Here is a 24,126-nt window from a genome sequence, read left to right as displayed (position 1 = left end):
TGCCGGAGCCAGGCCTTCATGCGGTCGCGCTTCTCCTGGAGCAGTCCGTCGCCCAGCTTCACCTCCCGCAGCTGGAACGGCCTGACCGGGGCGGTAGCGCCGGGGCCGAGATCGGCCGGGGTCGCGGCGAGCGCGCTCAGGCCTGCTGCCGCCTCGACGGCTGGTGCCGCCTCGGCGGCTGTCGCTGGCAACGCGCCTGCGGTGGCCGCCGCGGCCACACCGATGGCTGATGCCTGAAGAACTTTGCGCCGACTGATGGGGCGCTTGTCGGGTTGGGTCACTTGGAATCGTCCTCACATGTCGGTCGGTACTGACCGCTCGGCCAGCCTCTTGCTCGCGGTCGATCCGCTTGATGGATTGGCCTCGGCCGGGGTGGTCAGCTGTCATGCCGGACGGAGGTAGCGATGACCGAGCGAATGATGGGCCCGGATGACAGCGGTCGGCCAGTAGCGGGCGGGATGCCGCTGGGCGTGTTGGGGTAGTCGCTCAGGGAGTTGTCGACGGTTGGCCCCCGTGGCGGTCCGTCTCGTGTGCAGGTGTCATGCGTGCGGCGCGAGCCCGGCGACTGCAAGGAGGGACGCCGCGGTGCTCGGCGCGTTCCGCCCTCCAAGCCGTGACAAGGCTCGTCGATGGGTTGGCGCTATCTCATCGAAGCTCCTCCACAAACCGTTGTGCTGGCCCACAGACGCCGGTGCCCGCGGCGGCCCACGGAAGGCGCTGAGTCAGCGGCGGGGGGCCTTGATCACCAACCAATGTGAGCGCTAACTCTAAGGTCGACAGTGCCGTCGGGCAAGCAAAAACTCTCGATTGACACGTGCCGGAAACATCTTTATGTTAGCGCTCAACAGGCCTGGCTGGTCGGCCGTCAGCCGTCCGCTCCGAAGCCAGACACACGACGTGGTGACCAAACGTGCGCCATCCGACAGGATGCGCAAGGCGACCGGAGCACACAGTGCACTTCCCGCTGATGGAGGCGACGTGGCCACCGAGTTCGGCGTCTCGGAGTTGTGGGATCCGGTGGTGCGCCGTGACCCGCACAGGTTCTACGACCGGGTGCGAGCCACTGGCAAGCCGGTCCTTCAGATCGATCCCGCAGGCAACCGGTTCTGGATGATCGCCGGACATGCCGATGTGCTGGAAGGGCTGCGTCACCCGGCGATCGGACACGAGGTTCACCGGCGTTGCCCCGGCGGTAGGCAACCCGCCCGGCACGAACTGTCGGAGGTAGCGAGGATCGAGGCCCGCCAGCTCATCAGCCTTGATCCGCCCGACCACACCCGCCTGCGAGGGCTGGTCAGCGGCGGCTTCACGGCACGGGCAGTGGCCCGGTTGGAGCCGTGGATCAGCCAACTCGCCGACCGGCTGGTCGCGCGGGCGCGCCAGCAGGGACGGATCGACGGGATCGCCGACCTTGCCGACCCGGTGCCGGTCAACGTCATCGCCGAGCTGGTCGGCATTCCGGAACCGGACCGGCCACAGTTCCGCGCCTGGTCGGCGGCGATCGTGTCGGCCAGCATCGACAGCTCGGCCGCCACGCTGGCATTCGCGGCATACCTCGACGAGCTGGCGGCCCGGCGGCGGGCCGTCCCCGCCGATGACCTGATATCGCAACTGGTGGCCCACGAGGAACAGGGCGACCGACTCGACCGGGACGAACTGGTGGCGCTGGTGCAGCTGCTGCTCATCGCCGGCCAGGAGACAACCGTCGACCTGATCAGCAACGGCATTCGACTCCTGCTCACCCATCCCGACCAATGGCAGGCACTGCGGGACGATCCGCTGCTGGCGGCAGCGGTGGTCGAGGAGACACTCCGGTTCCGGGGCCCGGTCGAGATCGTGCCACCGCGATTTGCCCTCGAGGACGTCGAGATAGCTGGTGGGCGGATCCCTGCGTTCGACCGCGTGGGACTGTCGTTGTGGGGAGCCAACCGTGACCCCACAGTGTTCGACCGGCCGCACGTGTTCGACATCCACCGCACCGACGTTCGCAAGCACATCGCCTTCGGGCACGGGATCCACTTCTGCCTCGGCGCCCACCTGGCCCGGCTGGAGAGCCGGATCATGTTCGAACGAATCGCGCAACAGCTTCCTAACCTGCGTCTCGCGGTCGATCCCGCTGTTCTTGACGGCTTTCGTCTACATCACGACGGACTGCCGCTGCAGGTTTGAAGCGGGACGCTCGGTCACGCCGTCCCGCGCACACCAGCGAACACCACCGCACAACGGGAGCTGCTGACCACGTTCATCGCGGCCGCCCGCTCGGGCGACATGACAGCGCTGGAGCGGCTCTTCGCGGGGAACGTGACCAGCCTGTCCGACGGCAACGGCGCGTTGGGCGTCGCCCGCCGGCCGCTGGTGGGAGTGGTGCGCGTGGCCAAGTTCCTGAACGCGATCACCTGGTTCTGGGACGGCCTCGACGTGGGGTGGGCGAACACGAACGGCCAGACCTCCGCCGTGCTGCGGCGCGACGGCACCTTGGCCGCCGTGCTCACGGTCAGCGCCTCGACCGAGGGCCTCGATCACGTACTGTGGATGATGAACCCCGAGGAGACCGCAGCGGTGTCCGGACTGGCCTGATCCGCCGACGTCACAAACCAGCGCGCTACCTGGTCATATAGGTGTCGACTGCGAGAGAAACAGAGGACACCGTGCGAACGATTCTGGTGGCCGGCGGCGGCTACGCCGGCTTCTACACGGCCTGGAAGCTGGAGAAGAAGCTTCGGCGGGACGAGGCACGGGTCGTCGTGGTCGATCCGCGCCCGTACATGACGTATCAGCCGTTTCTCCCCGAGGTGCTGGCCGGATCGGTCGAGGCGCGACACGCCGCGGTGTCGCTGCGCCGGCACCTACGCCGGGCCACGCTCATTTCGGGTACGGTCGTCGCGGTCGACCATGCACACCGGACGGCTACTGTGCAGCCGGCCGAGGGTCCGGAGTTCGCGCTCGGCTACGACATCATCGTCGTCACCGCCGGCGCGGTGACCCGCAAGCTGGCCATTCCCGGCGTAGCGGAGCAGGCGATCGGCATGAAGCACGTCGAGGAAGCGGTGGCGATCCGGGATCGGCTGCTGACCGCCTTCGACCGGGCCTCGACGCTCGAGCCGGGGCCGCTGCGCCGGCGGCTGCTCACCGTGACGTTCGTGGGCGGTGGGTTCTCCGGCGTCGAGGGCTTCGGTGAGCTGCTGTCCCTGGCGACATCGCTGATGCGGGCGTACCCCGAGCTGAACCCTGCCGAGCTGCAGTTCCACCTGGTGGAGGCCCGGGACCGGATCCTTCCCGAGGTCTCCGACGGACCCGGGCAATGGGTAGTGCGGTCGCTGGAGAAGCGCGGCGCACGCATACACCTCAATGCCCAATTGATCTCCGCGCGCGACGGTCACGTGGTGCTGTCGACCGGAGAGGAGTTCGACTCCGATCTGATCGTGTGGACCGTCGGCAACGCCGCCAATCCGATGGTGCGCAGCCACACCGATCTGCCCATCGACGGGCGCGGGATGCTGATCGTACGAGCCGACCTGCGGGTCGGCACCGAGAGCGAACCGGTGCCGGACGCCTGGGGTGCCGGCGACGACGCGGCGATTCCGGACCTTGCCGTGAGCCGGCCCGGCGACGTGACGGTGCCGAACGCCCAGCACGCCGTGCGGCAGGGAAAGCTTCTGGCGAGGAACATCGTGGCCACCCTCCGCGGGCGAAAGCCGAAGCAGTACGTGCATCACAGCCTCGGCACCGTCGCCACGCTGGGCCTCGGTCGGGGCATCTTCCAGTACCGGGGCATCGTTATCAAGGGGCTGCCGGCCTGGCTGATGCACCGGGGGTACCACGTCCTCGCCGTACCGAGCTGGGAACGGAAGACCCGGGTGCTGGCGGTTTGGCTGACCGCCGTGGTGTTCGGCCGCGACATCGTCTCGCTGGCCTCGGTGCAGGATCCCCGCCGCGCGTTCGTCACCGGCGACGACCCGGTGGAGCCACCCGCGCACCCGCCTATCCGGTCCCAGCATGTTCAATCGGCATGACGATGTCGTGCGCAGGTTCGCCGAGGCCTGCCGGCTAGGAGACATCGCCGCGCTCGGGGCGGCCCTGGACGCTGACGCGATCGCGGTGTGCGACGGCGGCGGGCTGCTGCCCGCCGCAATGAGCCCCATTCACGGCGCGGAAGACGTTGCCCAGATGGCCGCGGTCCTGCTGTCCGGGCAACCGGACGCCGAGCTGACCATCGAGGCCGTCAACGGCCGTGCCGGGCTGGCCCTGCGCCGCTCCGGCCAGGCTATCGCGGTGGTCGGCATCAAGACGGCCGACGCCAGGGTCGCCGTCCTCTGGATTGTGCTCAACCCGGCCAAGCTGAGCGGCTGGCACCGCCGTTGATCGTGGTCAGGGTCGCACCGTGCAGGGCCTTCCCGTACGTCGGGTAGGAGCCGGTGACGACTAGGAGTTGCCCGGCGGCAAGGATGATCGCCACGGTGACCACGGCGAGCCAGGCCAGCCGGTCGGGCAGCAGCCGGCCCGCCGATCGGGAGCCGCGGACGGCGGCGGCGACCACGCCGGTGCCGGGCGCGGCCCGCAGCGCGTTGGCGGCGCGGGCGAACCGCAGGAAGGGTACGGCGAGGAAGATCGCCTGCCACCAGTTGCGCTTCCAGAACTCGCGGGCGCGGCGGCGGGCCAGCCAGGCACGCAGCGCGAACTCGGCGACGAAGGCCGCCCACAGCGCCCAGCTGGCGGCGGTCAGCACGCCGGTGAGTGGCTGGTCGCGGGTGACGGCTTGGCCGAGCACCAGCAGCAAGAACAGGATGCCGAGTACGCCCATCGGCTTGTCCAGCCGACGGGCGAGACCGTTGAGCCGGTCGTCCTCCTTCTCCTGCCGTGCCAGGCGCGCCCCCTCCTCGCGAGGCGCTTGGTCGGTCATGGTTCTGCCCCGGGGGTCACGCCGGTCCGAGTGCTTCGGATCGACTCGGCATGTGCAACCGGTACCCGCTGCCGTCCCCGTCATACCGCCGTGTCCGGCGGTGTGTGTCGGTGCCTTCGGGTAGGGATCGGGGAACCATGAGAGAGGATTCCCTGATGCCGAGCACCAGATGCTGATGCGGTAGATGTACCCGAAGTCGATCAACATGGACCGCGCGAAGCTGGCGGCGGCGATCGACGCCCTCAACGACTGCGCCCAGGCCTGCACCGCGTGCGCGGACGCCTGCCTCTCAGCGAGGACATGGTCGCCGAGCTGACCAAATGCGTACGGACGAACCTGGACTGCGCACCCGTCAGGGTGCCGGCACCGCTCGTGCGCTTACCGCTTGGTCTCGTGCTTGGCCATCTGGGGCCGCTCGCCCTTGCCGACCTTGCGCAGCGCGTCGCGCAGCTGCTCCTCAGTCATCTTGGAGTTGCCCTCGATGCCCGCGTCGTGGGCCTGCTGGCGAAGATCGTGCAGCCGTTCCCGGTCACTATGTCGGCCTCCCCGTGTGTGCGATGGCGCGGGCGGCTCCGCGCGCCACTGGTCCCCCGTCGCCTTCCCGGCGACGGGGGGCGCAAACGGCGTCAGCTAGCACCTCGTCCCGGGAGCTTGCCGGCGTCGCGGGTGATGACGCTGAAGTGGCCCTCGGACTCCATCCGGACCTCCTTGACGTCGTCCAGACGCTCGACGCCCTGCTCGGGCCGCCGCCTTTCGATCGGGTGTTTCCCTCTACACGAGGCGGGCATGCACCTTGTTGCCCACCTGGGGAGGGCATGAGTTCCTGCGGGGCGGCTGCCGCGCCGGGCGTTCCGTTCCGCCGGCATCACCAGGAGAGAGGCGTTGTCATGCCCGACAAGCACGAGCAGGCCGAGCAGATGCGCGACGACGTGCCGTCGACCATCGCCCGCTCCGACGACAAGGCGGTACGGACCTACAAGAAGACGCTTGAGTCGGCGGAGGAGTCCTACGGCGACGGCGAGCGCGCCCACCGCACCGCGTTCGCCTCCCTGAAGCACACCCATGAAAAGGTCGGGGACCACTGGGAGCCCAAGGAGCACAAGGGCCCATCGGACCCGCAGGCCGAGCAGGGGACGCCAGAGTCGGCGCGTGGACGGCGGGACACCGCCCAGGGGGTCGACGCGAACGCCAGCAAGGAACACCTCGACGACGTCGCACACCGGGTCGGCATCGACGACCCGGAGAACCTGAACAAGGGCGACGAGGTCGGCGCGATCGAGAAGGCCAACGCCCGGGCCACCGCGCGGGCCCGGAAGCGGTAGCGCCGAAAGATGCCGGATCAGGTGACGGTGGTTGCGGCACGGGCGACGAGCTCGGCGAAGACCGACGGGTCGTCAACGTCCACGACGGGGAAGCCGGCACCGGGCTCGCCTTCCCAGTGCATCGTGATGCCCGGGTTGTGAACCTGGTGTCCGCCGGCGAAGAACAGGTGGGGACTGCCCCGCACGTCGTCGCGGTGCCGCTGGTAGTCCCGCATCATCGTGCCCCGGGCCTGCCCGGTGTCGAGGGCGTCGGCGAGGCGACTGCTGTCGACGCTGCGGCAGCGTCGGCGATGTCAAGAATCTCGTGGCGGAGGGAGATGCACCGGCTGTCGCGGAAGAACGCCATCCGTAGCGCGAGATCGATCTCCATGACGATGCTGCCGAGGGCGACGTCCGCTTTGACCGATGAGCGCGGCGGCCACACGTGAGAACGGTGCCGCTTTTTAAGAGTTTGAGGAGGGTCTTGATCCTCGTGCCTCCGCATGGTGGTCGCCGGAACGGGAAGGTCAGGGCCGCCAGCGGGACTGACCGAGGAGGATGCGCCATGACGGACACACGGGGCACCGGGTCTGGTAGCGCCGGGCCGCCGGGCCGCGGCGGCTTCGCAGTCGTGGAGATGTTCACCTCCCAGGGCTGCAACAGTTGCCCTCCGGCCGAGGACGTGTTGTCCGAGATCGACCGCGACGCCCGGGATCGGGGCGAGCCTGTCTACGCGCTCGGGTTCCACGTCGACTACTGGGACCACCTGGGCTGGGCCGACCCGTTCGGCGCCGAGGCGCACACCCTGCGTCAGGAGGCGTACGCGCGGGCGCTCGGCTCCCGGGGGCTGTACACCCCCCAGATGATCGTCAACGGCGTCGTTGAGTTCGTCGGATCCGACCGCCGGCAGGCTTCGTCTGCGATCAGCTCCGCCCTTTCGGAGGCGGCGGATACCACGCCGCTCGCGCTGTCCTTGCAGGATGCTCCCGAGGGCACGAGCGATGGACGCCGGGTCGTGGTGGAGTACCAGGCCGGGCGACTGCCACAGCCGGCGGCGTTCAACGTGGCGGTCGTGGAACGTGGCTTGGAGAACGAGGTACCCCGAGGCGAGAACGCCGGGCGGCGGCTTCGGCAGGACGGCGTGGTGCGCGCCTTCACGTCGATTCCAATGAACGTGGAGCGCGGGCGGGTCGACCTCGAGATGCCGCCAACTCTCGATCCTCGAAAGGCCTCGGTGGTCGGCTATGTCCAGAACGACGGCGACAAGGCCATTGTCGGGGCTGCGTCCGTCGATGTGGCGGCGCGACGACGGAGGTGACCTTGCTTTCGAGAGCCCGGATGGGAGGGCGAAGCGATGGCTGACACGACTGAGATGGCGGTTCTGGCCGGCGGTTGTTTTTGGGGGATGCAGGACCTTATCCGGAAACGCCCTGGCGTGCTCGCCACCAGGGTGGGATATACGGGCGGGGATGTGCCGAACGCGACGTACTACAACCATGGTTCCCATGCCGAGGCGATCGAGATCGCCTTCGACCCTGCCGAGGTGTCCTACCGGGACATCCTTGAGTTCTTCTTCCAGGTTCACGACCCGACCACGAAGGATCGCCAGGGCAACGACGTGGGAGTCAGCTACCGGTCAGCCATCTTCTACAAGGACGACCAGCAGCGGCAGGTCGCGGAGGACACGATTGCCGACGTCGACGCGTCGGGCCTGTGGCCGGGCAAGGTGGTCACCGAAGTTAGTCCTGCCGGCCCGTTTTGGGAGGCCGAGCCGGAACACCAGGACTACCTGGAGCGGAACCCCGGCGGATACACCTGCCACTTCGTTCGGCCGGACTGGAAGCTGCCCCGCCGAGGGGGGAACGCCGCGTAGTGGCCCCGGTCGTGCGGCCGGCTTACTCCCAGGTACCAGGAGCGATGTACGTATCGGTCTTCCTCAAGTAGGGCACGGCTCGCGTCCACTCGCTGAGGATCTTGGCGAACTCGTCATCGTCAGTAGCCCAGACCACGCCCGGCTCGACGGGGCTGGAGTCCCAGAGCGACTCGACCGCCACCAAGCTGAGCTGCTCGCGGACGTCGACGTTGAGACCGCTACTACCGACCCGCACGAGGGGGTCAATTTTCACCCGTCGCGTCGCCTGGGGTTCAAGTTCAGCCGCCGTTGACGATCAGGAGAAGTGCGTCTTCGGCCGGGTGAATCGCTCCCCGTCGATGATCAGGTCGACCTTCTCGTTGTAGAAGGCGATCAGCCCGGCGATCGGCAGGAGCGCGCTTGTGGGGAAGCTGTACGACCAGGCCAGGTCCGGGTGGACCGTGCCGTCGACGCGCACGGACCAGTAGCGGCTGGTCCGGCCCTTGTACGGGCAGGAGGTCGTCGTCTCTGACGGCACGAGGTGCCCGAAGGCCACCTCGGTCCGGTTGAGGTAGTAGCGGGTCGGCAGACCGGTCTCGAAGACCAGCACCGGCGACGCCGATTCGGCCAGTACGACCCCGTCGAGTTCCACCCGTACGCGTCGGGTGGACCGCATTGCGTCCACCCGGGCATACGGATTCCGGGGGTGCACGAAGACCTCCTCGTCCTCCTCGAACCAGCTGTCCATGGCGGCCCACTCGAACCGGACGGTGTCGGCCAACCCGGGCAGCGCGTCGTCTCCGTACCACCGAGCGGACGAAGGACGAGTCGTCTCGCCGACCCGCAGCCCATGCACCCGCCCGGTCCCACACCGGACCCGCTCCGTGCGGTGCTCGTCGACCAGGAGGCTCCGGTTCACGTCGGCGGCCGGGATGTAGTACTGGGGGTAGAAGGGCCTCTCCCACACGTACTGCGCCCGCTTGGTGTCCAGCACCAGTTCGCCGGCGAGGTAGGCGCGGATCCGGCGGGGCACCGGCTCAACGCCGTCGTCCGGGCCGATCGCCTTCGGATAGTCCGGCACCCTGTCCTCCAGTTCAGCAACAGCCCGGTTCGGGGGGGTATTGGCTCAACGATCGGGAGGGCTTGGGTGTCTCGCCGATTCGGTGAGGCGCCAACCTGCACGAGTTCGTACAGCGTCAGCGTCTACCCATATGGCAACGCTCGGCCGGAGGCTCACGGTCAGCGTTCACGGCCTGGGCTATCGACGCAATGCCGCTCGGGTGCCCGGGTCGTGTCCGGCTGAGTCGAATGAGCCTTCATGATGAGAGTGCGGCCTACACCTCATCGTCCTAGCCGTGGGACAGGCGCGGAGACGCACCTACAAAGGTGGCCTGGGGTTACTCCGATCGGTTCGATGGTGGTGCGGAATCGATCGACGCTCCACTTGGGGAGTTGGGCAAGTCGCGGCTACGCCGGTGGGCGAGAGCCTCGGCGGGTGGGGCGCCGGCCTGTTGGAGGTTCAGCGGCGCTGGCGACGATGGCAGCCAGGGCGGCGGCGGAAAGCGCAGGTGCTTGCCGAGGAAGATGCAGGGGTTTTGGCGGCCGGCGCGCCGGCGCAGCCACGATTCCGGGATCCGCAGCCGGCGGTGACCAGGACTCCCCGGGCGGCGGCGAGTGCCGCCCGGTCCGGTGAACCCGATGGCACCGCGTGGCGGCCCCCACCCTGCCGGCACCACCATCCGCACATCGGGCACGCTCGCGCCCACAGTCCGCTGCGCTTCATCGGCCACCCGACCTTCTTCGAGTGGGAGGGGTAGTACGGCGAGCAGCGCTATGACGGCATGGATGAGCGCTATGACCTGATGGAGCATGCCTACCGATGCCCGCCCGTTCTGCCGTCCGAGCGATCGGCGCTGCAGCCGGTGCTCGGCGCCGTTTATCAGACGTACCAGCACGCCCTGAGCCCGATGCGGGCGGCGCTCGACCGCTCGATCACCGCCCGCTACGCGATCCAGCTGGCGTGGTGCTGGGACGACGACCACGGAGTCGTCCGCCAAGACGACGAGGCCCGCGCTGTCGTCCGCTACAGCACGCCCAACCTCGACGATCGATTCTCCGACGCCGCCTCGTGCTACTACCCCGACCTCATCGTCCTTGCCGCGATCGACACCTATCGCACCGCCCTCGGGGCCGCCCCCGATCCCGCCTGGCAAGGGATGCCGCGATGTCGCGCTCACTTCCGGACCCTGGTGGCCCTTCCCAAACACCGCTCTGATGAGCGAACGACCATACCTGCTCAAACTCGATGACCGGGGCCGCCTGCACGCCGACGACGGACCAGCCATCCAATGGCCCGACGGTCACCAAAGTGCGGGCGCGTAAAGGGACCCTCACCGGCACACCACGCCGCGAATCGGCACCAACGGACGCATGACCCAGAAACCCGCCATGATCGTTCCTTCATCCACGAGCACCTGAGTTATCCACAGATGACGCCGCGACGCTTGATGCCGCCAGCCGCGCCCTGCTGAAGTAACCCGGAGGGACGACGCCACGTCCCATCGATCCGTTGAAGGGCTAGAGAGCAGCCATGACCAGGGGCGGGCACGGCCGAACGCGCCGCACGGATACGCCGGCGCCACTCGATTACCTCGCCGCCGTCACTGGCCTCGTCGGCGCGGCGGCCGCTGTCATCGCGGCAGTCGCCGGGCTGCTGGCGGCCGCTGGGCCGATGGTGAAGCACTGATGCCCGCGGTGGAGGCCTGGCTGCTCGGCGGGCCCGCCGATGGCCGCATCACCCCCATCGAGGTCGACGAGGACGGGTCCCTTCCGCAGGCCATTCTCCTGCTGCAGGCCGGCGCCTACCTCGGCGCACGTGAGCATCCCAGTCCGCCTGTGCAGCACCGCTATCTCCGTTGCGACCGCGAGGGCCAGGGGGACCCGCCGACATTCCGGTACGACGGGCCCCTCCCCACGGCCAGTGACCTCATCGAGGGCGGGCAATAAGGTGAAGGGCGGCCTTCGAACGCCTACCGCCGCACGAAGGCTCAGCTTGGCGAACTCGCCACCCCACACCCACCGATGATCGAACACTTGTACGATGCGCTGGTGGAGGACGTGGCGGGACGCTGGTGGAACGGCATCTGGGGGCGCTTGGGCCGCCGGGATGTGTGGCTGACCCGTGAGGTCCGGTGGAAGGTCGTCGCTCGCGCTGGCGACAGCGAGAACGGTCGGGTGCTGCGCTGGGAGTTCGACACGGAGGCGGATGCTCTGGCGATGGTCAAGCGCCTCCTGGCCGTCGACGCGGGCGGCCAGTGGCGCAAGCAGGCTGGCGACGGCGCACCGTCTTCGCCACAGCAGGCATAGTCCGGCCGGCGGGGCGTCCCGCAGAGGACGCCCCGGCGGTCGAGGGGCTGTGTCAGGAGCTGCAGGTGTTGAGCATGCTCTGCAGGGCTGACTTCTCCGATGACTGCAGGGTGAGGCTCCAGTTGTATTTCACGGTGATCCACATCTTGCTGTAGGTGCACCGGTATGACGACAGGGACGGCTGCCAGGTGGAGGGGTCCTGGTCGCCCTTGGACTGGTTGACGTTGTCCGTCACCGCGATCAGTTGCGGGCGGGTGAGGTCGTTGGCGAAGCTCTGCCGGCGGCTGGTCGTCCAGGAGTTGGCGCCGGAGCGCCACGCCTCCGCGAGGGGCACGACGTGGTCGATGTCGACGTCGGAGGCGGCTGTCCAGGTTGCGCCGTCGTAGGGGCTGTTCCAGCGGCCGGAGGTGGCCGCGCAGGAGCTATTGACGACGACGGAGGTGCCGTCGCGCTTGAGGACCTGCTCGCGGGTGTTGCAGCTGCCACTGATGGTGATCCAGTGCGGGAACAGGTCCCGTGAGTAGCCGCTGGTGGAGCCCTGCGCTGCCACGGTCAGGGCGTTGAGCTGCGACTGGGCCGTGGCCTTCGACGGGATCCCGGGAGGTGTGGCCGACGCGGGTTGCGCGCTGACGCCGGCCAGACCGGCGCCGGCGAGGGTGGCGAGGACGACTGCGGCGGCGTGGCGCGTGACGCGAAAACGGGCTGAGACTTGGGTTACACGCATGGGGGCCTCCTGGGCGCTGGGTGGACGGCAACCGTCTCTGACGATCATGTCCATCGAAAGGCATGTTTGGAAAGGGGTGAGGAAGCGGCGACAAAACTTCGAAGCACTTCACTGGCGTGCGGACACGAGCTGGGGGGACCCAGCGGGACCTCGTCCGCCTTTCATTCCGCATACCGCCATCGACCGTTCGGCATCTTCCAGCGCCACCCCCGTACGCCCCTCAACCATGAGAGAGGAGGTGGGCGAAATTCGAGTTCGATGTCGTCGGTCGGTCCTGCGGTGACTCCGGCCCGCCGGCGTGTCGGCACCACCGAGGGGCTGCGTCCGCCGCTCACGCCGATGCTGGCGAATGCCGTCGACGCTGTCCCTGAGGCATCGGATCTGGCCTACGAGCCGAAGTGGGACGGCTGGCGGGCGCTGGCCTTCCGCCGGCCCGACGGCGTGTACCTGCAGTCCAGAGCCGGCCGGGACGTCACCACCTACTTTCCCGACATCACCCGAGCTGTCACCGAAGCCGTCGAGCCGGGTGCCGTCCTCGACGGCGAACTGGTGGTGTGGGAAGGCGAACGAACCAACTTCGCCCACCTGCAGCGACGAGTCACCGCCGGCGGCCAGCTTCCGGACATCGCCCGACGCCACCCCGCGCACTATGTCGTCTTCGACCTGCTCAGCGCCCCACCGGGCCGACCACTATTGGACCGGCCCCTGCACGAGCGACGTGCCCTGCTCACACAGCTACTCGCCGACGCACCCGCCCAACTCACCCTGTCACCACAGACCACCGACCTCGACCAGGCCGCCGAATGGTTGACCACCTGGACAGCCGCGGGCATCGAGGGCGTCGTGATCAAACGCCTCGACGGGCGCTACGAGCCGGGCCGCCGTGGCTGGCAGAAAGTCCGGGCCTACCGCACCACCGAAGCGATCATCGGCGGCGTCACCCCCAGCACCGACAACCCCGAGACCCTCCTGCTCGGCCGCTGCGACCAGCACGGACGACTGCGCTACACCGGCCGCACCAACCCCCTACGACCGGCACAACGCGCCGAACTGGCCGCCCTGCTCACGCCCCTCGACCCGACGGGGGCACACCCCTGGCCGCAACCCCTCCCCGCCGCGTGGACCGGACAACTCGACCGACCCCAACCACTCCCCTACAGGCCCGTTACACCCACCATCGTCGCGGAAATAGACGTCGACACCGCCTACGAACACCACCGGTGGCGACACCACGTCCGCTACCTACGCCCCCGACTCGATCTCACCGCCGCCGACGTACCGCCCGGCTGATTGCCAGCTTTGACGGTGCCCGCACCCCGTCCGGGGCGGGACGTCAGCTGTAGCAGTCGGACCCTCCCAAGCCTGGCGTGTCTGATGATCGCGGCGCTCCGCTCGGTCATCTGACCGGGGTTGTGATGCCGGTGCTGATGGGCAAAACGCCGCACCGGCCGCGCCCTCGGCTCGGCCACCGTGATTGGCGACTCCTCCCAAACCCTGCTGTGCACGTACCTGTCGGCGATCGTGCTCGTCCGCCTCGTCCTCAACGCCTGGCTCGACTGGTCCTGGGCGAACCCGGTCGGATCATCGCGGGGATCGCGATCCGAAGGCTGTGAGGCGTGGCGCGGTGAGCAGTGCGCGGACTGCGTCGTACTTGCCGGCAGCGGCGAGGCCGACGGCAGCTGCGGGTGCGAGGCGGGCTGCACTGACGCGTGTTGCGAAGGGGGACGGTGACGCGATGCCGCATGACTGACGGCTCTATCTTGTCTGAAGGGGTGCGCGGTCAGGACCTACTGGAACATCCTGTGGCTCATCGATTTATGTGCCCCTGATGTCAATCGTTGACACAGTAGTCGGGTGGGTGGCGGCGATGGGGAAGTGGCGTCGCGCGGCGCATTCCCGTCGGCTGGGCGGATCAAGGCCGCGACGCATGGCGGGGTGACGCGCCCGGAGCTCTTTCTGGATCTGGTATTCGTCTACGCCTTCATCAACGTCACCCAGCTCATGTCGGAACGCCCAGCTCTGGACGCGCTGCTTCAGGGAGGGTTGGTGGTGCTGCTGCTCTGGCGCAGTTGGATCGGCTACGCCTGGGTGGGAAACCTGGTGAGGCTTGACCGGGGCAGCCTGCCGGTCACCATATTCGCGGCGGCCACCGCGATTTTGCTCGCCGCCGTCGCCATCCCGGAGGTCTTCGTTGACCAGCCGGGCGGGCTATCCGGACCCCTCGTTTTCGTCGTCGGCTTCTTGGCGGCTCGCGTCGGGTCCCTATTGATCATCTCTCGCGAGCAACGAGGCTCGGCAAAGTCGTCCGCTCCAGCCAGGCGCGCGTGGCTCCCGCTGGCCGGCAGCGCCCCACTGCTGCTGTGCGCGGTCCTGCTGCCCCACCACCTACCACCGGGCCGGAATGCGGAAGCGCTTCAACTTCTGCTCTTCGCGGTCGCGATCGTCATCGACTACGCGGGCCTGCGCGCGCCAGGTACCGGTAGTTGGCAGCTGACATCGGTGCGACACTGGGCGGAGCGACACAACCTGATCATGCTCATCGCCTTAGGCGAGACGATCATCTCGATCGGCACGAGTCGCGGCCTCACCGGCAACCATCCGATCACCTGGTCCGTGCTCGGCGGGTCGGTGCTCGGTCTTGTCGTCGTGGCGTTCCTGTGGTGGGCCTACTTCGACATCGCAGCACCCAGCGGTGAGCAGGTATTGCAGTCCACCTCACATCACGCGCGGTCCCGCCTCGCCCGCGACGCCTACTCACTTTTGCACCTGCCGATGATCGGTGGGCTCATCCTGGTCGCGTTCGGGCTCAAGAAGGCGCTGAGCGCAGGCCCGGTCGGCCACCTCGAACGGTGGGATGTGACCGACCTGGCATCTCTTTACGGTGGTGTGGTCCTGTACCTACTAGGGCTGGTGGCGTTCGAATGGCGCATCGTCCGACGGGTCGGCCGCGGTCCGGTACTCGGCCTTGTCCTCGTCGCGCTGCTGGTCGCGCCTGCCCGTCACCTGACAGCTCCGGGATCCCTCGCGCTCCTCGCCGGCGCCCTAGTCTGCGTGGTGCTCGCCCATGTGACGCTGCTGCGACGGCGCCACCGCCAACTACACCGCGCTATCGCGGTAACGGCCGGTCAGGAGGTCGATGCCACCCCGGAGGAACTATTCCTGGATCTGGTCTTCGTGTATGCGTTCATCCAAGTCACCGTGCTGATGACCCGGCACCCTTCGATGATCGGAGTGCTTCAGGGACTAGCTGTCCTGGCGCTGCTGTGGTGGTCCTGGGTCAACTACACCTGGTTCACCACGACGATCCGCAGCGCGGGAAACCTGCTGCGGCTGGTCGTCCTCGCCGCCGTGGCCCTAATCCTGATGCTGGGTATCGCCACGCCACAGACGTTCAGCTATGTATCCGCAGGGCTGCCCGGGCCGCTGATCGTCGTCACCTCGTATGCGGCGGTGCGCCTCCTGCATCTGGTGTCGTTCTGGCTGGCGGTCCGGCGCGACACCACCCTTCGCGCCCCCGTTGTCAGGGCGGCCGGACCGACCGGGGTGGGAATAGTCCTGCTGCTCTGCGCGGTGGTGCCCGCCCAGGCCACTGGTGATCCGCTCACCCCGTTCACCACATTCTGCTGGGCCGCCGCCATTCTCATTGACGTGGGCGGCGGCTACCTCATCCGATCCCGAAACTGGTGGTTGCATTCCGTCAGTCGATGGATGGGTCGCTACAACCTGATAATCCTCATCGCGCTCGGCCAAGCGGTCATCTCCACCGGAACAGCCATCGGCGATCCGCCCATCTCGATTGGCAGCCTCGGCGCCGTCGCACTCACCGCCGGACTGCTCTTCGCGTTGTGGTGGACCTACGTGGGCACCGACGTCGTCATCGGCCAACGATTCGCCGAACTCGCCACCAGCCGCCAACGCGGCGCCCTGGCCCGAGATGCCTACGCGTACCTTCACCTGTTCCTCGTCGTCGGCCTCGTGCTGGTCGCCTTCGGGCTGCGCACGACCTTGCCGCATCCGACGCAGCATTCAGGTGCCGCGGTGATGATGGGGCAGGCCACACTGGTGTGCGGAATCATTGTCTACCTACTCGCCGATCACCTCATATGGCGACGCGCCCGCCGCCCAGTGGGTCGCCGGCGGGCACTGAGTCTGGTAGTCGCCGCGCTGTCGCCGGTGACGATACTAATGCCAATATTGTGGGCGTTGGTCGCGCTCACATTGGCGCTGCTCGCCGCTCACGTGCTCGGGCGTTCGGCCACCCCGCCACTGGACACGGTACTCAGCGACAGGCCATGACGTGGCATGTGAGACAGGCCCTGTCCCTGTTGCCCTGGTCGTCCCCCCGCGCACGGTGCGAACGCGGCTGGCGGTACGCGCACACCATGGTGCCGACCCTCCCCAGCGGACGAGCCGGCGCGGTGATGTGAAGGTCAGCGGACGCGCCGACGGCCGTAGGCGCCAGCGGCGATCGCGACGCCGATGGCGGCGAAGGCGACCTGGAGGTTCAGCTCGATCCAGTCGATACCGCAGGTGTCGTCGACGCAGAGGACTCCGGCGACGAGGGTGCCCAGGATCGCGGTGACCACGCCGATGAGCAAAGTCAGCCAGATCGGGATGTTCTGCATGCCCGGTACGACCAGCCGGCCCAGCGCGCAGATGAAAGGACCGGTGATGATGGCCCTGAAGAAGCCCGTGGCTTCCACGAGGGTCGTGTCTCCAGAGGGGTCGTCGTCGGCCCGATCATTGCCCAGCCCACGTGGAGCAAAACCTTCGGAGGTCTGCAGCGCGCTCCGACAGAGGCACGGGCGGCGCGCCGCTGGTAGTCCTGCCCGACCAGCGCACAGCCCCGACCATGTCGACGTCGCACCACACGGGCGATGCTGCTCTTACCCGAGCCTGAGTTGCCTCGAATGCAGACGAGAATCGTTTCCGGGATGCCGGTCGGGACGGCGTCAGCGGCCATGCTGCCCCTGAAGTCAGTCGTTGCGTACGGTCAGGCCCAAGGCGGCGACGGCCAACTCGGTGAGGTCAGGAAGCTGACCCTCGGCGAGGGTGACGCCGGACAGGTTGTCGAGTGGCGTCTTGAGCCCGCGGAGCCGGCTGCCTCGCAGGTCGGCGCCGTCGAGGTGGCAGGAGCCCAGCTCCAGACCGGCGAGGTCGCAGGATCGCAGCGCGATTCCCGGCAGACGGCAGGTGGACCAGGTGCCGTGGGTGAGGGTGCAATCGGTGAAGGCGACCGAGCCGACGGCGGTGACGCGCTGGAAGGTGGCGTAGTCGAAGCGGCAGCCGTCGAACAGAATGTCCTTGAGGCGTACGTCGGTGAGCCTGGCACCGGTGAACCGTGAGCCGATGATGGCGCACCGTTCGATGGTTACGCCGGTCAGGGCCGCGCCGGAGAAGTCGGTGCGGGTGATTTCGCAGCCGTAGAGGCTCCCTGCTTCCCAGGTGCTCTCGCTGAGGTCGCCACCGGTGATCAAGCTGCTGCGGATGCGGTGATCCTCCAGCTGCACACCGCGCCACGACGCGCCCTCGACGAAAGCCTCGGTGAGGCCATCGGCCAAGTCAGTCACGCGGTCGAGGTCCTCCGGGTCAAGGTCCGGTAGCAGGATCTTCACGTCGCCGACTGTCGTGGTGCGCATGTGTCCTCAACCTGTGTGGGCGCGGGGTGGGCACGCCACCCCGCGCATCCGGTCGTTCTCTCCTACAGCGGTTACTTCTTCTTGTTCCAGTTGTCCCAGCCGGGCCGGCTGTCGAATTTGCCCTTGTTGGCCCACGCAGGGCGGTTGTCGAACTTCGCTGCGTCGATCGACGCTACCGATCGCTCCGGGTCGACGCCGAGGCGGGCGAGCTGTTCCGGTGCGGCGTTGACGAGGGTGGCCAGTGCGCTGGTCATGGTCCTCCTTCAGGGGTGAGGTGGTCCGCAGTGGCGCGGACGAGGGCTTGTCGGGTGGTGCGGCAATAGGTGGTCTCGCGGGCGGTGAACGTCGCGTGCTCGAAGTAGCGGTTCCCGGCTTGGGCGCCACGGCAGAAGTCGTAGAAGGTGCAGTGGTCGGCGCAGCCGTTGAGGGCAGTGACGAATTCGGTGACGTAGCGCAGGTCGCCGGCGCGAGCGATCATGGCGGTGATCGGCTGACGGAGCACGTTGCCGGTGATGAAGTCGCCGTAGCGTGGCTCGGTGATGCCGAGCAGCTCCGGTGACAGCAGCACCACCTGGCCGACCCAGGAGACGGTGGGGATCGGCTCGTATGGGGCGTGATCGACCCGCCCGGCACGGGTGGCGGCGAGGTAGTCGGCCAGCCGGTCCAGGTCACGGATCCGTAAGGGGCTGCCGTTGACACGGCGTTGAACGAGGCGGAGCCAGAACCGGTACGCGGACACCTCGGTCACCGGGGCACGGTCGGCGCCTTCCTGTTCCTCGATGTTGAAGCCCACCGACTGACAGCCCGGCAGGTCAGTGAAGAAATCGACGAGAGTGTCGGCGTGCCCGATGGTCTCCGGCGTGACGACACAGATCACCGAATACTGCAGACCGGCCTCGGCCAAGGTCCGCGCAGCCCGGGCCACCATCACGGCCTGTGACACGAAGCTCGCGCAGTACCGGGCTGAACCGCCCCGGGTCTGGTGGAGTCCTCAGACTGTGACCAGTTCCGGCTGGTCGGGCTGGTGGTGAGCGTAGAACATCGATTCGTGTTCGGCGGGCGGGCGGTGTCCGATCGCGGAGTGCAGGCGGTGGTGGTTGTACCAGTCGACCCATTCGGCGGTGGCCAGCTCGACCTGGGCGAGGCTGCGCCAAGGCCGTCGCGGTTTCAGCGGTTCGGCGCCGCGGCGGTGAAGTCCCGAGCGACCAGGTCGCTGGCGCGTTCGTGACCGGGATCGGTGATCGTGGTACGGATCTTCTTCCCGCGTACGACCCCGCGCAAGCCCGCGTCGCGCATCAGCCGCTCGACGGTGCACCGGGCCACGTCAACGCCATCGCGGCGCAGCTGCCGCCATACCTTGCGGGCGCCGTAGACGCCGTAGTTGTCCGCGTGCACCCGGCGGATCCGCTCGAGCAGCCGTGCGTCGTCAACGGCCCGCGCCGACGGCGGTATCGCCTTGGCCTTGTAGTACGTGGAGGCCGCGATCTTCGTCCCATGCCCGGTCAGGGCACGGCAGATCGGCTCGACTCCGCCGAAGCGGGCCTTGTGCTCGTCGATGAAACTCACGAGCGTGTGTGTGGCCGGTCGAGCTCGGCCGCGAAGAAAGCCGACGCGGCCTTCAAGATCTCATTCGCCCGGCGCAGCTCGGCGTTCTCCCGCTTCAACCGGCGCAGCTCCGCCGACTCATCGCTGGTGACCCCGGCGCGCCGCCCGGCGTCGACCTCGGCCTGGCGCACCCACTTACGCAGCGTCTCGGCCGACCCGATCCCCAGCTTGGAGGCGATCGACCCGATCGCCTCCCACTCGGTTGCGTAGTCGCCCCGGTGCTCCAGCACCAGACGCACCGCCCGCTCCCGCAGGTCTCTCGGGTACTGCTTCGGCATGGTCAGATCCTCTCAAGCAAAGAGGTCTCTACCAGCCCCGGGGCGGTTCAGCCTCGCCCACGCGGTCGGCGTTTACGGGGCCGTGCGCGGTTCACGGCTACGAACCGATGTTCGACCGGTCAGCCCTGGTATGGCGGCCGTCCAGGCGGATCGTCCACGGGTCGATCCTGTCGATCCGCAGGTGGGTGCCGCTCCACGGATCCCGGCCGAGTACCGCCCGGACGGCCTCCTCGGACTCCGCCTCCATAGCCAGCACCACGCGTACGTCGTCGAGCGGACCGCCCAGAACGACGATCCCTTCGTCGACTAGCAGGTCCATGTACGACGCGTGCGCGAGCCAGCCGGTCTGTTCTTCCATCGGCCTCGCAAGATCCCAATGCGGGCCGGCGTGCGACAGGCGAACGAGATACATGGCCTCGTCCTACCACGCGGTCCCACACTTTTGTTGTCAGCTGGTCAGCGCAGCGGCCCGTCTGGCGCCACCACTCGCGGCAGTTGAGCATGTTCGAGCCTCGACCATCGACAGTAATTACGCGACCACCCCCACCCGGAGACTGCCACGATGATCAGCAAGCGCCGACTGCTCTGGGCCGGCATGCCAGCATCCGCAGGTGCGGCCGTCGAGGAGTTGATTGGTGCTCACGTCATCCGGGCCCAGAGCTGCCCTGGCGGCTTCTCGCCCGGATTCGCGTCCCGGCCTGACCCTGAGCAACGGGCGCCGCGTCTTTGTCAAGGCAATGAACGCCCAGAGGTGGCCCCTGGAGGCCGGCACATACCGGACTGAAGCCCTGGTGGCCGCGGCTCTGCCGGCGCAGGTCCCCGCGCCCCGGTTCCTCAAAACCCTCGATGACGGCCACTGGACGGTCCTCGCGTTCGAGGACATCGACGGTACGACGCCCTCGCAGCCGTAGGACCGCGCCAGCCTCGACCGCCTTGCCGCCGCCGTGGTGCAGCTGACCTAAGCGACGACACCCTCGCCCATCGCGGCGACCATCCACGACTCGGCGGATGGGCTGACCTCGCCCACAACCAGGATGCGCGACACGTCTGTCGGAGCACTCGGCGGCTGATCCGTCCCGGCGAACCATCTCGGCCCCGGGATGCTCTCGCAACCACGCGGCCAGGGTGGCGGCCCTGCAGCCGGGCAGTACGTCGACCCGGCGGTGGGTGACCGCATCGATTAGCAGGGTCGCGTAACGGTGCCCGCGCCGTAGCGCGAAGTCGTCCACGCTCAGCACCGCCGGAACCGGCTCCGAGGGGATCGGCAGTGCCATCAGCAACCGCAGCACCGTGGTGCGCGAGACGCTGACCCCCAACCGGGACAGCACCGCCTCGCCAGCGCGACCAGCCAGCACTACCGCGATGTCCGCGATCAACGCGGTCAACTGCCGGGTACGCCGCGACGCCATCTCGGGCCACTGTTCCCGGAAGGTCCGCCGCGGGCAGCCGTGGGTCTGACATACGCCGCACGCGCAGTTCGACGATCACGCCGCGGCCTGCGATCGGGAAATCGGCCAACCGCCGCAGATGGTAAGCGTGCACCCGCCGTGCTGGCTGCCCGCACTCCGGGCAGGCCGCCGCTTCCGCCATCGTCCGGGCCTGGATGCACACCACCTGACCCTGATCAACTACCTGATCAACCACTATGGAGGATAGGTCGGGACACACCGTCTTGATCAGGTCCGATACACACCGGCCCCATCCTACAGTATCACGACCCACCAACCCAAACCACCACGCCACGCTTCTTCGTGCCAGAGCCGAAAATTTGACACTCCCGACCATCGGGCCGGGGAGGGGCCCGTGGGCGGGTGTCGGCCTGACGCCGAGGGTCAAGGGCGAAGGTTCAGCGTCCGCGAACCTAGGATGGCGGGGTGATCCGGCTCCGGATGGGTCTGGCTGATGTGGCGAGGATGCGGTTTGCGTTCTCGCCTCTCGCCGAGGTGATTGAGAGCCTGTACCAGTTGTCGTCGGGGCGGGTGTCGCCGCTGCACCAGGGCTGGTTGGAGGCGACGCGGGACGGCCTGCGTGGTCTGGACATGGGGCTGCTGGGCGCGGTTGTGCCTGCGAGCGCGTACGTGGCGGATTTCCTGTTCGTGGCGGCCACCGACGCCGGCACCATCGACGACCAGCTGCGGTTGGTTGCCGAGTCGCCCGTGGCGGGAATCCGTGCCGACCTGGCGGCGGTGTGGGGTCGGGAGCCGATGCCCGCGCCGGCGCGGACGTTGGCTGCCGAAGGGGCGGCTGGTGCTCGGCGGTTAGCCGACGCGCTGTGGCGGTACTGGTCGGTGGCGATCGAGCCGCATTGGCGGGAGCTACGCGCGGTGCTGGAGGATGACGTCGCGTATCGGGCTGGCCGGCTGACCGGCGGTGGTGTCGATGCGCTGTTGTCGAGCTTGCACCCGGAGGTCAGCGTGCGGGGTGAGATCCTGCGGATCGACAAGCCCCGGCACTCGGTGGACCATGACCTGGCCGGTGACGGGCTCGTGCTGGTGCCGTCGGTGTTCGCGTGGCCGAACCTGATGGTGGACAAGGGCCCCGATCGACCCGCGAGCCTCATCTATGCCTGCCGAGGAGTCGGCACGTTGTGGGGAGGCGACTCCCGAGACGCCGACTACGCCGACGACGCGCTGGGTGCGCTGCTGGGTCACAGCCGCGCGGCGATCCTCAGCTGTCTGGCGCTGCCGAAGTCGACCACCGACCTCGCCCGTGAGCTCGGTCAAAGCGCGCCGTCGGTCAGCTTCCACCTGTCGGTGCTGCGCCGCAATGGCTTGGTGACGTCGTGGCGTTCCGGGCGCCGGGTGTTGTACCGGCACACGCCGCTGGCCAGCGGACTGCTCGGGGCTAGTGGTTCGGGGTTCGAGCGGGGCTGTCCGGATCCCGCGTGAGGTACCGACGGCGACGCTGGATTCCAGCGCCATCGAATCGTTGGTGACCTCCCAGGAGGCCTGCGACGGTGAGCGGACGCACGCATTCGACGCGCTACGGTGCCCGGTTGAATCGCAACCGGGCGTTCATCACGACCACCACCGCAAGCGTCGATTGTCGTCGATCATTCGGACCAGGAAGGCAGGAATCGTGCGGAACGAAGACACTTGTGGCCTGACTCGTCGCGGGGCCTTGCGGGCGGCCGTCACGGTCGGCGCCGTCGCAGGCCCGCTTGGGTTGGCGGTAACAAGGACATCGCCGGCGTTTGCCGAGCCCGGGGTGACGTTGCCGGCGGCCACAACGGACGTGACACCGTTCCGGCTGTCGGTGTCGGACGCCACGCTGCGCGATCTGCAGCGGCGGTTGGCGGCGGCCCGGTTGCCGGAGCGGGAAACCGTTCCCGACGGGTCCCAGGGCGTGCCGCTGGAGCGGGTACGCGACCTGGTCGAGCACTGGCGGACGCGGTATGACTGGCGTCAGGTCGAGGCGCGGCTGAACGGGTTCGGCCAGTTCCGCACCCAGATCGACGGGATGGGAATCCATTTTCTGCACGTACGTTCCCGGCACGCCAACGCCGTACCGGTGGTGTTGACCCATGGCTGGCCGGGTTCGGTGGTGGAGTTCCTCGACGTGATCGGGCCGTTGACCGATCCCACGGCGTTCGGCGGGAGCGCCGCGGACGCGTTCCATGTCGTGGTGCCGTCCCTACCGGGCTTCGGATTCTCCGACAAGCCGGCCACGTCCGGGTGGAACATCCAGCGCATCGCGGGAGCCTGGGCGGAGCTCATGTCCCGTCTCGGCTACCGTCGCTGGCTCGCTCAGGGCGGCGACCTGGGCGGCTCCGTGACGCACGAACTCGCCAAGCTCGGGCCCGCCGGACTCGCCGGGATCCACCTCAACTTCTTCCCCGTATTCCAGCCCCCGGTCAGCGACCCGCCCACGGCGCAGGAGCAGGAGGCGCTGGACAAGCTGCAGCGGTTCTTCAACGACGGCGCCGGCTTCATCTACGAGCAGTCCACGCGCCCCCAGACACTGGGGTATGCGTTGACCGACTCCCCGGTGGGGCAGGCGGCGTGGATCTACGAGAAGTTCATGGAGTGGACCGACAGCGACGGCAATCCCGAACGGGTCCTCGGCGTCGACCGGATGCTCGACGACATCATGCTGTACTGGCTGCCCGGCACCGCGGCCTCCTCGGCGCGAATCTATTGGGAGGACGCGCGGGCCGCTGGCACAGCCGACGACTTCAAGGTCCCGGTCGGATTCACGGTCTTTCCCCGCGAGATCATCCCAACTCCGAGAATCTGGGCCGAACGCGTCTACAAGTCCAAGCTCATCTACTTCAACACGGTCCCCCGTGGTGGCCATTTCGCCGCGTTTGAACAACCAGAAATTCTTACCGAGGAGCTGCGGAGGTTCGCTCGCTTGGTCCGTTGACCCTGTGCCGTGCCATAACTGGTCGCACGGGTTGTGAACTGCGGTTTTGTGGCTCTTCGCACCGATGTGTGGGCGGGTTGACCTGCTGAAACGCGC

The 24,126-nt window shown here is 68.1% G+C and carries 25 protein-coding genes and 5 pseudogenes; 16 read left to right on the top strand and 14 right to left on the bottom strand.

The genetic code is table 11. From position 1 onward, the window contains the following. A partial coding sequence (locus ACWD5O_RS30985; protein WP_450087512.1) for a twin-arginine translocation signal domain-containing protein occupies positions 1–281 on the bottom strand: 281 nt, incomplete at its 3' end. A gap of 526 nt (positions 282–807) precedes the next feature. Between ACWD5O_RS30985 and ACWD5O_RS30980 the strand changes: the two genes are divergently transcribed. The 4 genes from ACWD5O_RS30980 (at position 808) to ACWD5O_RS30965 (ending at position 4,362) form a co-directional block, all read left to right on the top strand. Continuing rightward, the gene (locus tag ACWD5O_RS30980; protein ID WP_450087511.1) at positions 808–2,169 is read left to right on the top strand and encodes a cytochrome P450 family protein; all 1,362 of its coding nucleotides are present in this window, start codon (positions 808–810) and stop codon (positions 2,167–2,169) included. 99 nt (positions 2,170–2,268) lie between these two features. Continuing rightward, positions 2,269–2,577, top strand: coding sequence for a hypothetical protein (locus ACWD5O_RS30975; RefSeq protein WP_449940775.1), 309 nt, complete (start codon positions 2,269–2,271; stop codon positions 2,575–2,577). Positions 2,578–2,648: 71 nt separating this feature from the next. Further along, positions 2,649–4,013, top strand: a complete 1,365-nt coding sequence (locus tag ACWD5O_RS30970; protein ID WP_450087510.1) for an NAD(P)/FAD-dependent oxidoreductase — start codon at positions 2,649–2,651, stop codon at positions 4,011–4,013. Beyond that, positions 3,997–4,362, top strand: a complete 366-nt coding sequence (locus tag ACWD5O_RS30965) for a sigma-70 family RNA polymerase sigma factor family protein (RefSeq protein WP_354968374.1) — start codon at positions 3,997–3,999, stop codon at positions 4,360–4,362. Before ACWD5O_RS30970 ends, ACWD5O_RS30965 begins: the two co-directional genes overlap by 17 nt. On the opposite strand, the gene ACWD5O_RS30960 is transcribed toward ACWD5O_RS30965, so the two are convergent. After that, positions 4,325–4,900 carry a hypothetical protein gene (locus ACWD5O_RS30960; protein WP_450087509.1) on the bottom strand — a complete coding sequence of 192 codons (576 nt, stop codon included), beginning with the start codon at positions 4,898–4,900 and terminating at the stop codon, positions 4,325–4,327. The two genes, ACWD5O_RS30965 and ACWD5O_RS30960, sit on opposite strands and share 38 nt — an antisense overlap. A gap of 887 nt (positions 4,901–5,787) precedes the next feature. Here ACWD5O_RS30960 and ACWD5O_RS30955 point away from each other — a divergent pair. Then, positions 5,788–6,222 carry a ChaB family protein gene (locus ACWD5O_RS30955; RefSeq protein ID WP_354968372.1) on the top strand — a complete coding sequence of 145 codons (435 nt, stop codon included), beginning with the start codon at positions 5,788–5,790 and terminating at the stop codon, positions 6,220–6,222. A gap of 17 nt (positions 6,223–6,239) precedes the next feature. On the opposite strand, the gene ACWD5O_RS30950 is transcribed toward ACWD5O_RS30955, so the two are convergent. Beyond that, a complete protein-coding gene (locus ACWD5O_RS30950) occupies positions 6,240–6,437 on the bottom strand; it encodes a hypothetical protein (protein ID WP_354968371.1) in 198 nt (65 codons plus the stop codon). Positions 6,438–6,838: 401 nt separating this feature from the next. Here ACWD5O_RS30950 and ACWD5O_RS30945 point away from each other — a divergent pair, with 401 nt between their 5' ends. Together ACWD5O_RS30945 and msrA are read left to right on the top strand one after the other, a co-directional pair. Beyond that, positions 6,839–7,519 (top strand): DUF1223 domain-containing protein, encoded by a 681-nt coding sequence (locus ACWD5O_RS30945; RefSeq protein WP_387330556.1) that lies wholly within the window; start codon positions 6,839–6,841, stop codon positions 7,517–7,519. A 36-nt stretch (positions 7,520–7,555) separates the two neighbouring features. Beyond that, the gene (gene msrA / locus ACWD5O_RS30940; protein WP_450006670.1) at positions 7,556–8,074 is read left to right on the top strand and encodes a peptide-methionine (S)-S-oxide reductase MsrA; all 519 of its coding nucleotides are present in this window, start codon (positions 7,556–7,558) and stop codon (positions 8,072–8,074) included. Positions 8,075–8,096: 22 nt separating this feature from the next. On the opposite strand, the gene ACWD5O_RS30935 is transcribed toward msrA, so the two are convergent. Both ACWD5O_RS30935 and ACWD5O_RS30930 read right to left on the bottom strand, forming a co-directional pair. After that, positions 8,097–8,327, bottom strand: a complete 231-nt coding sequence (locus ACWD5O_RS30935) for a hypothetical protein (RefSeq protein ID WP_354968369.1) — start codon at positions 8,325–8,327, stop codon at positions 8,097–8,099. A 42-nt stretch (positions 8,328–8,369) separates the two neighbouring features. Next, positions 8,370–9,134, bottom strand: a complete 765-nt coding sequence (locus ACWD5O_RS30930; RefSeq protein WP_450087508.1) for a DUF427 domain-containing protein — start codon at positions 9,132–9,134, stop codon at positions 8,370–8,372. A gap of 760 nt (positions 9,135–9,894) precedes the next feature. Between ACWD5O_RS30930 and ACWD5O_RS30925 the strand changes: the two genes are divergently transcribed. The 4 genes from ACWD5O_RS30925 to ACWD5O_RS30910 all read left to right on the top strand — a co-directional run bounded on the left by ACWD5O_RS30925 (position 9,895) and on the right by ACWD5O_RS30910 (position 11,419). Then, positions 9,895–10,362 (top strand): hypothetical protein, encoded by a 468-nt coding sequence (locus ACWD5O_RS30925; RefSeq protein ID WP_450087514.1) that lies wholly within the window; start codon positions 9,895–9,897, stop codon positions 10,360–10,362. Then, positions 10,325–10,435 (top strand): DUF6745 domain-containing protein, encoded by a 111-nt coding sequence (locus ACWD5O_RS30920; RefSeq protein ID WP_354968383.1) that lies wholly within the window; start codon positions 10,325–10,327, stop codon positions 10,433–10,435. Before ACWD5O_RS30925 ends, ACWD5O_RS30920 begins: the two co-directional genes overlap by 38 nt. Before the next feature lie 363 nt (positions 10,436–10,798). After that, positions 10,799–11,059, top strand: coding sequence for a hypothetical protein (locus tag ACWD5O_RS30915; RefSeq protein ID WP_450087507.1), 261 nt, complete (start codon positions 10,799–10,801; stop codon positions 11,057–11,059). A gap of 102 nt (positions 11,060–11,161) precedes the next feature. Further along, a complete protein-coding gene (locus tag ACWD5O_RS30910; RefSeq protein WP_450087506.1) occupies positions 11,162–11,419 on the top strand; it encodes a hypothetical protein in 258 nt (85 codons plus the stop codon). A 52-nt stretch (positions 11,420–11,471) separates the two neighbouring features. On the opposite strand, the gene ACWD5O_RS30905 is transcribed toward ACWD5O_RS30910, so the two are convergent. Continuing rightward, positions 11,472–12,143 carry a GmrSD restriction endonuclease domain-containing protein gene (locus tag ACWD5O_RS30905; RefSeq protein WP_450087505.1) on the bottom strand — a complete coding sequence of 224 codons (672 nt, stop codon included), beginning with the start codon at positions 12,141–12,143 and terminating at the stop codon, positions 11,472–11,474. A gap of 279 nt (positions 12,144–12,422) precedes the next feature. Between ACWD5O_RS30905 and ACWD5O_RS30900 the strand changes: the two genes are divergently transcribed. From ACWD5O_RS30900 to ACWD5O_RS30890, 3 genes and pseudogenes are all read left to right on the top strand, one after another. Then, positions 12,423–13,433, top strand: coding sequence for an ATP-dependent DNA ligase (locus tag ACWD5O_RS30900; protein WP_450087504.1), 1,011 nt, complete (start codon positions 12,423–12,425; stop codon positions 13,431–13,433). A 119-nt stretch (positions 13,434–13,552) separates the two neighbouring features. After that, a pseudogene (locus tag ACWD5O_RS30895) lies at positions 13,553–13,874 on the top strand (hypothetical protein); the annotation flags it as partial. 123 nt (positions 13,875–13,997) lie between these two features. Further along, positions 13,998–16,439 (top strand): low temperature requirement protein A, encoded by a 2,442-nt coding sequence (locus ACWD5O_RS30890; RefSeq protein ID WP_354968363.1) that lies wholly within the window; start codon positions 13,998–14,000, stop codon positions 16,437–16,439. Positions 16,440–16,573: 134 nt separating this feature from the next. Here ACWD5O_RS30890 and ACWD5O_RS30885 read toward each other — a convergent pair whose 3' ends face one another. From ACWD5O_RS30885 to ACWD5O_RS30850, 8 genes and pseudogenes are all read right to left on the bottom strand, one after another. Then, positions 16,574–16,846 carry a GlsB/YeaQ/YmgE family stress response membrane protein gene (locus ACWD5O_RS30885; protein WP_354968362.1) on the bottom strand — a complete coding sequence of 91 codons (273 nt, stop codon included), beginning with the start codon at positions 16,844–16,846 and terminating at the stop codon, positions 16,574–16,576. Positions 16,847–16,953: 107 nt separating this feature from the next. Next, positions 16,954–17,106: pseudogene (locus ACWD5O_RS30880) on the bottom strand (kinase); the annotation flags it as partial. Positions 17,107–17,119: 13 nt separating this feature from the next. After that, complete coding sequence (locus ACWD5O_RS30875) at positions 17,120–17,782, bottom strand: pentapeptide repeat-containing protein (protein WP_450087503.1); 663 nt, start codon at positions 17,780–17,782, stop codon at positions 17,120–17,122. A gap of 71 nt (positions 17,783–17,853) precedes the next feature. Beyond that, positions 17,854–18,036, bottom strand: coding sequence for a multiple cyclophane-containing RiPP AmcA (amcA, locus tag ACWD5O_RS30870; RefSeq protein ID WP_450087502.1), 183 nt, complete (start codon positions 18,034–18,036; stop codon positions 17,854–17,856). Next, positions 18,033–18,701: pseudogene (locus ACWD5O_RS30865) on the bottom strand (cyclophane-forming radical SAM peptide maturase AmcB); the annotation flags it as partial. The pseudogene ACWD5O_RS30865 and the gene amcA, both read right to left, overlap by 4 nt. Positions 18,702–18,773: 72 nt before the next feature. Then, positions 18,774–19,665 (bottom strand): annotated as a pseudogene (locus tag ACWD5O_RS30860) (IS3 family transposase). A gap of 97 nt (positions 19,666–19,762) precedes the next feature. Continuing rightward, the gene (locus ACWD5O_RS30855; RefSeq protein WP_354968733.1) at positions 19,763–20,077 is read right to left on the bottom strand and encodes a YciI family protein; all 315 of its coding nucleotides are present in this window, start codon (positions 20,075–20,077) and stop codon (positions 19,763–19,765) included. Positions 20,078–21,135: 1,058 nt separating this feature from the next. Next, positions 21,136–21,255, bottom strand: a pseudogene (locus ACWD5O_RS30850) (transposase family protein); the annotation flags it as partial. Between the two features lie 284 nt (positions 21,256–21,539). On the opposite strand from ACWD5O_RS30850, the gene ACWD5O_RS30845 reads away from it, so the two are divergent. Both ACWD5O_RS30845 and ACWD5O_RS30840 read left to right on the top strand, forming a co-directional pair. Beyond that, positions 21,540–22,553 carry an ArsR/SmtB family transcription factor gene (locus tag ACWD5O_RS30845; RefSeq protein WP_354968732.1) on the top strand — a complete coding sequence of 338 codons (1,014 nt, stop codon included), beginning with the start codon at positions 21,540–21,542 and terminating at the stop codon, positions 22,551–22,553. A 43-nt stretch (positions 22,554–22,596) separates the two neighbouring features. Further along, positions 22,597–24,030, top strand: coding sequence for an epoxide hydrolase family protein (locus tag ACWD5O_RS30840; RefSeq protein WP_387330922.1), 1,434 nt, complete (start codon positions 22,597–22,599; stop codon positions 24,028–24,030). The last annotated feature ends 96 nt before the right edge of the window (positions 24,031–24,126 follow it).

This window comes from Micromonospora sp. NPDC005161, assembly GCF_053599855.1.
This window is presented reverse-complemented; position numbering and strand designations above follow the sequence as displayed.

Coding starts and splice junctions, on each gene's coding strand:
- ACWD5O_RS30855 (WP_354968733.1), bottom strand. CDS start 20,077: ATGTATCTCGTTCGCCTGTCGCACGCCGGCCCGCATTGGGATCTTGCG.
- ACWD5O_RS30925 (WP_450087514.1), top strand. CDS start 9,895: ATGGATGAGCGCTATGACCTGATGGAGCATGCCTACCGATGCCCGCCC.
- ACWD5O_RS30960 (WP_450087509.1), bottom strand. CDS start 4,900: ATGACCGACCAAGCGCCTCGCGAGGAGGGGGCGCGCCTGGCACGGCAG.
- ACWD5O_RS30915 (WP_450087507.1), top strand. CDS start 10,799: ATGCCCGCGGTGGAGGCCTGGCTGCTCGGCGGGCCCGCCGATGGCCGC.
- ACWD5O_RS30950 (WP_354968371.1), bottom strand. CDS start 6,437: ATGCGGGACTACCAGCGGCACCGCGACGACGTGCGGGGCAGTCCCCAC.
- amcA (WP_450087502.1), bottom strand. CDS start 18,036: ATGACCAGCGCACTGGCCACCCTCGTCAACGCCGCACCGGAACAGCTC.
- ACWD5O_RS30875 (WP_450087503.1), bottom strand. CDS start 17,782: ATGCGCACCACGACAGTCGGCGACGTGAAGATCCTGCTACCGGACCTT.
- ACWD5O_RS30975 (WP_449940775.1), top strand. CDS start 2,269: ATGACAGCGCTGGAGCGGCTCTTCGCGGGGAACGTGACCAGCCTGTCC.
- msrA (WP_450006670.1), top strand. CDS start 7,556: ATGGCTGACACGACTGAGATGGCGGTTCTGGCCGGCGGTTGTTTTTGG.
- ACWD5O_RS30955 (WP_354968372.1), top strand. CDS start 5,788: ATGCCCGACAAGCACGAGCAGGCCGAGCAGATGCGCGACGACGTGCCG.
- ACWD5O_RS30965 (WP_354968374.1), top strand. CDS start 3,997: ATGTTCAATCGGCATGACGATGTCGTGCGCAGGTTCGCCGAGGCCTGC.
- ACWD5O_RS30945 (WP_387330556.1), top strand. CDS start 6,839: ATGTTCACCTCCCAGGGCTGCAACAGTTGCCCTCCGGCCGAGGACGTG.
- ACWD5O_RS30905 (WP_450087505.1), bottom strand. CDS start 12,143: ATGCGTGTAACCCAAGTCTCAGCCCGTTTTCGCGTCACGCGCCACGCC.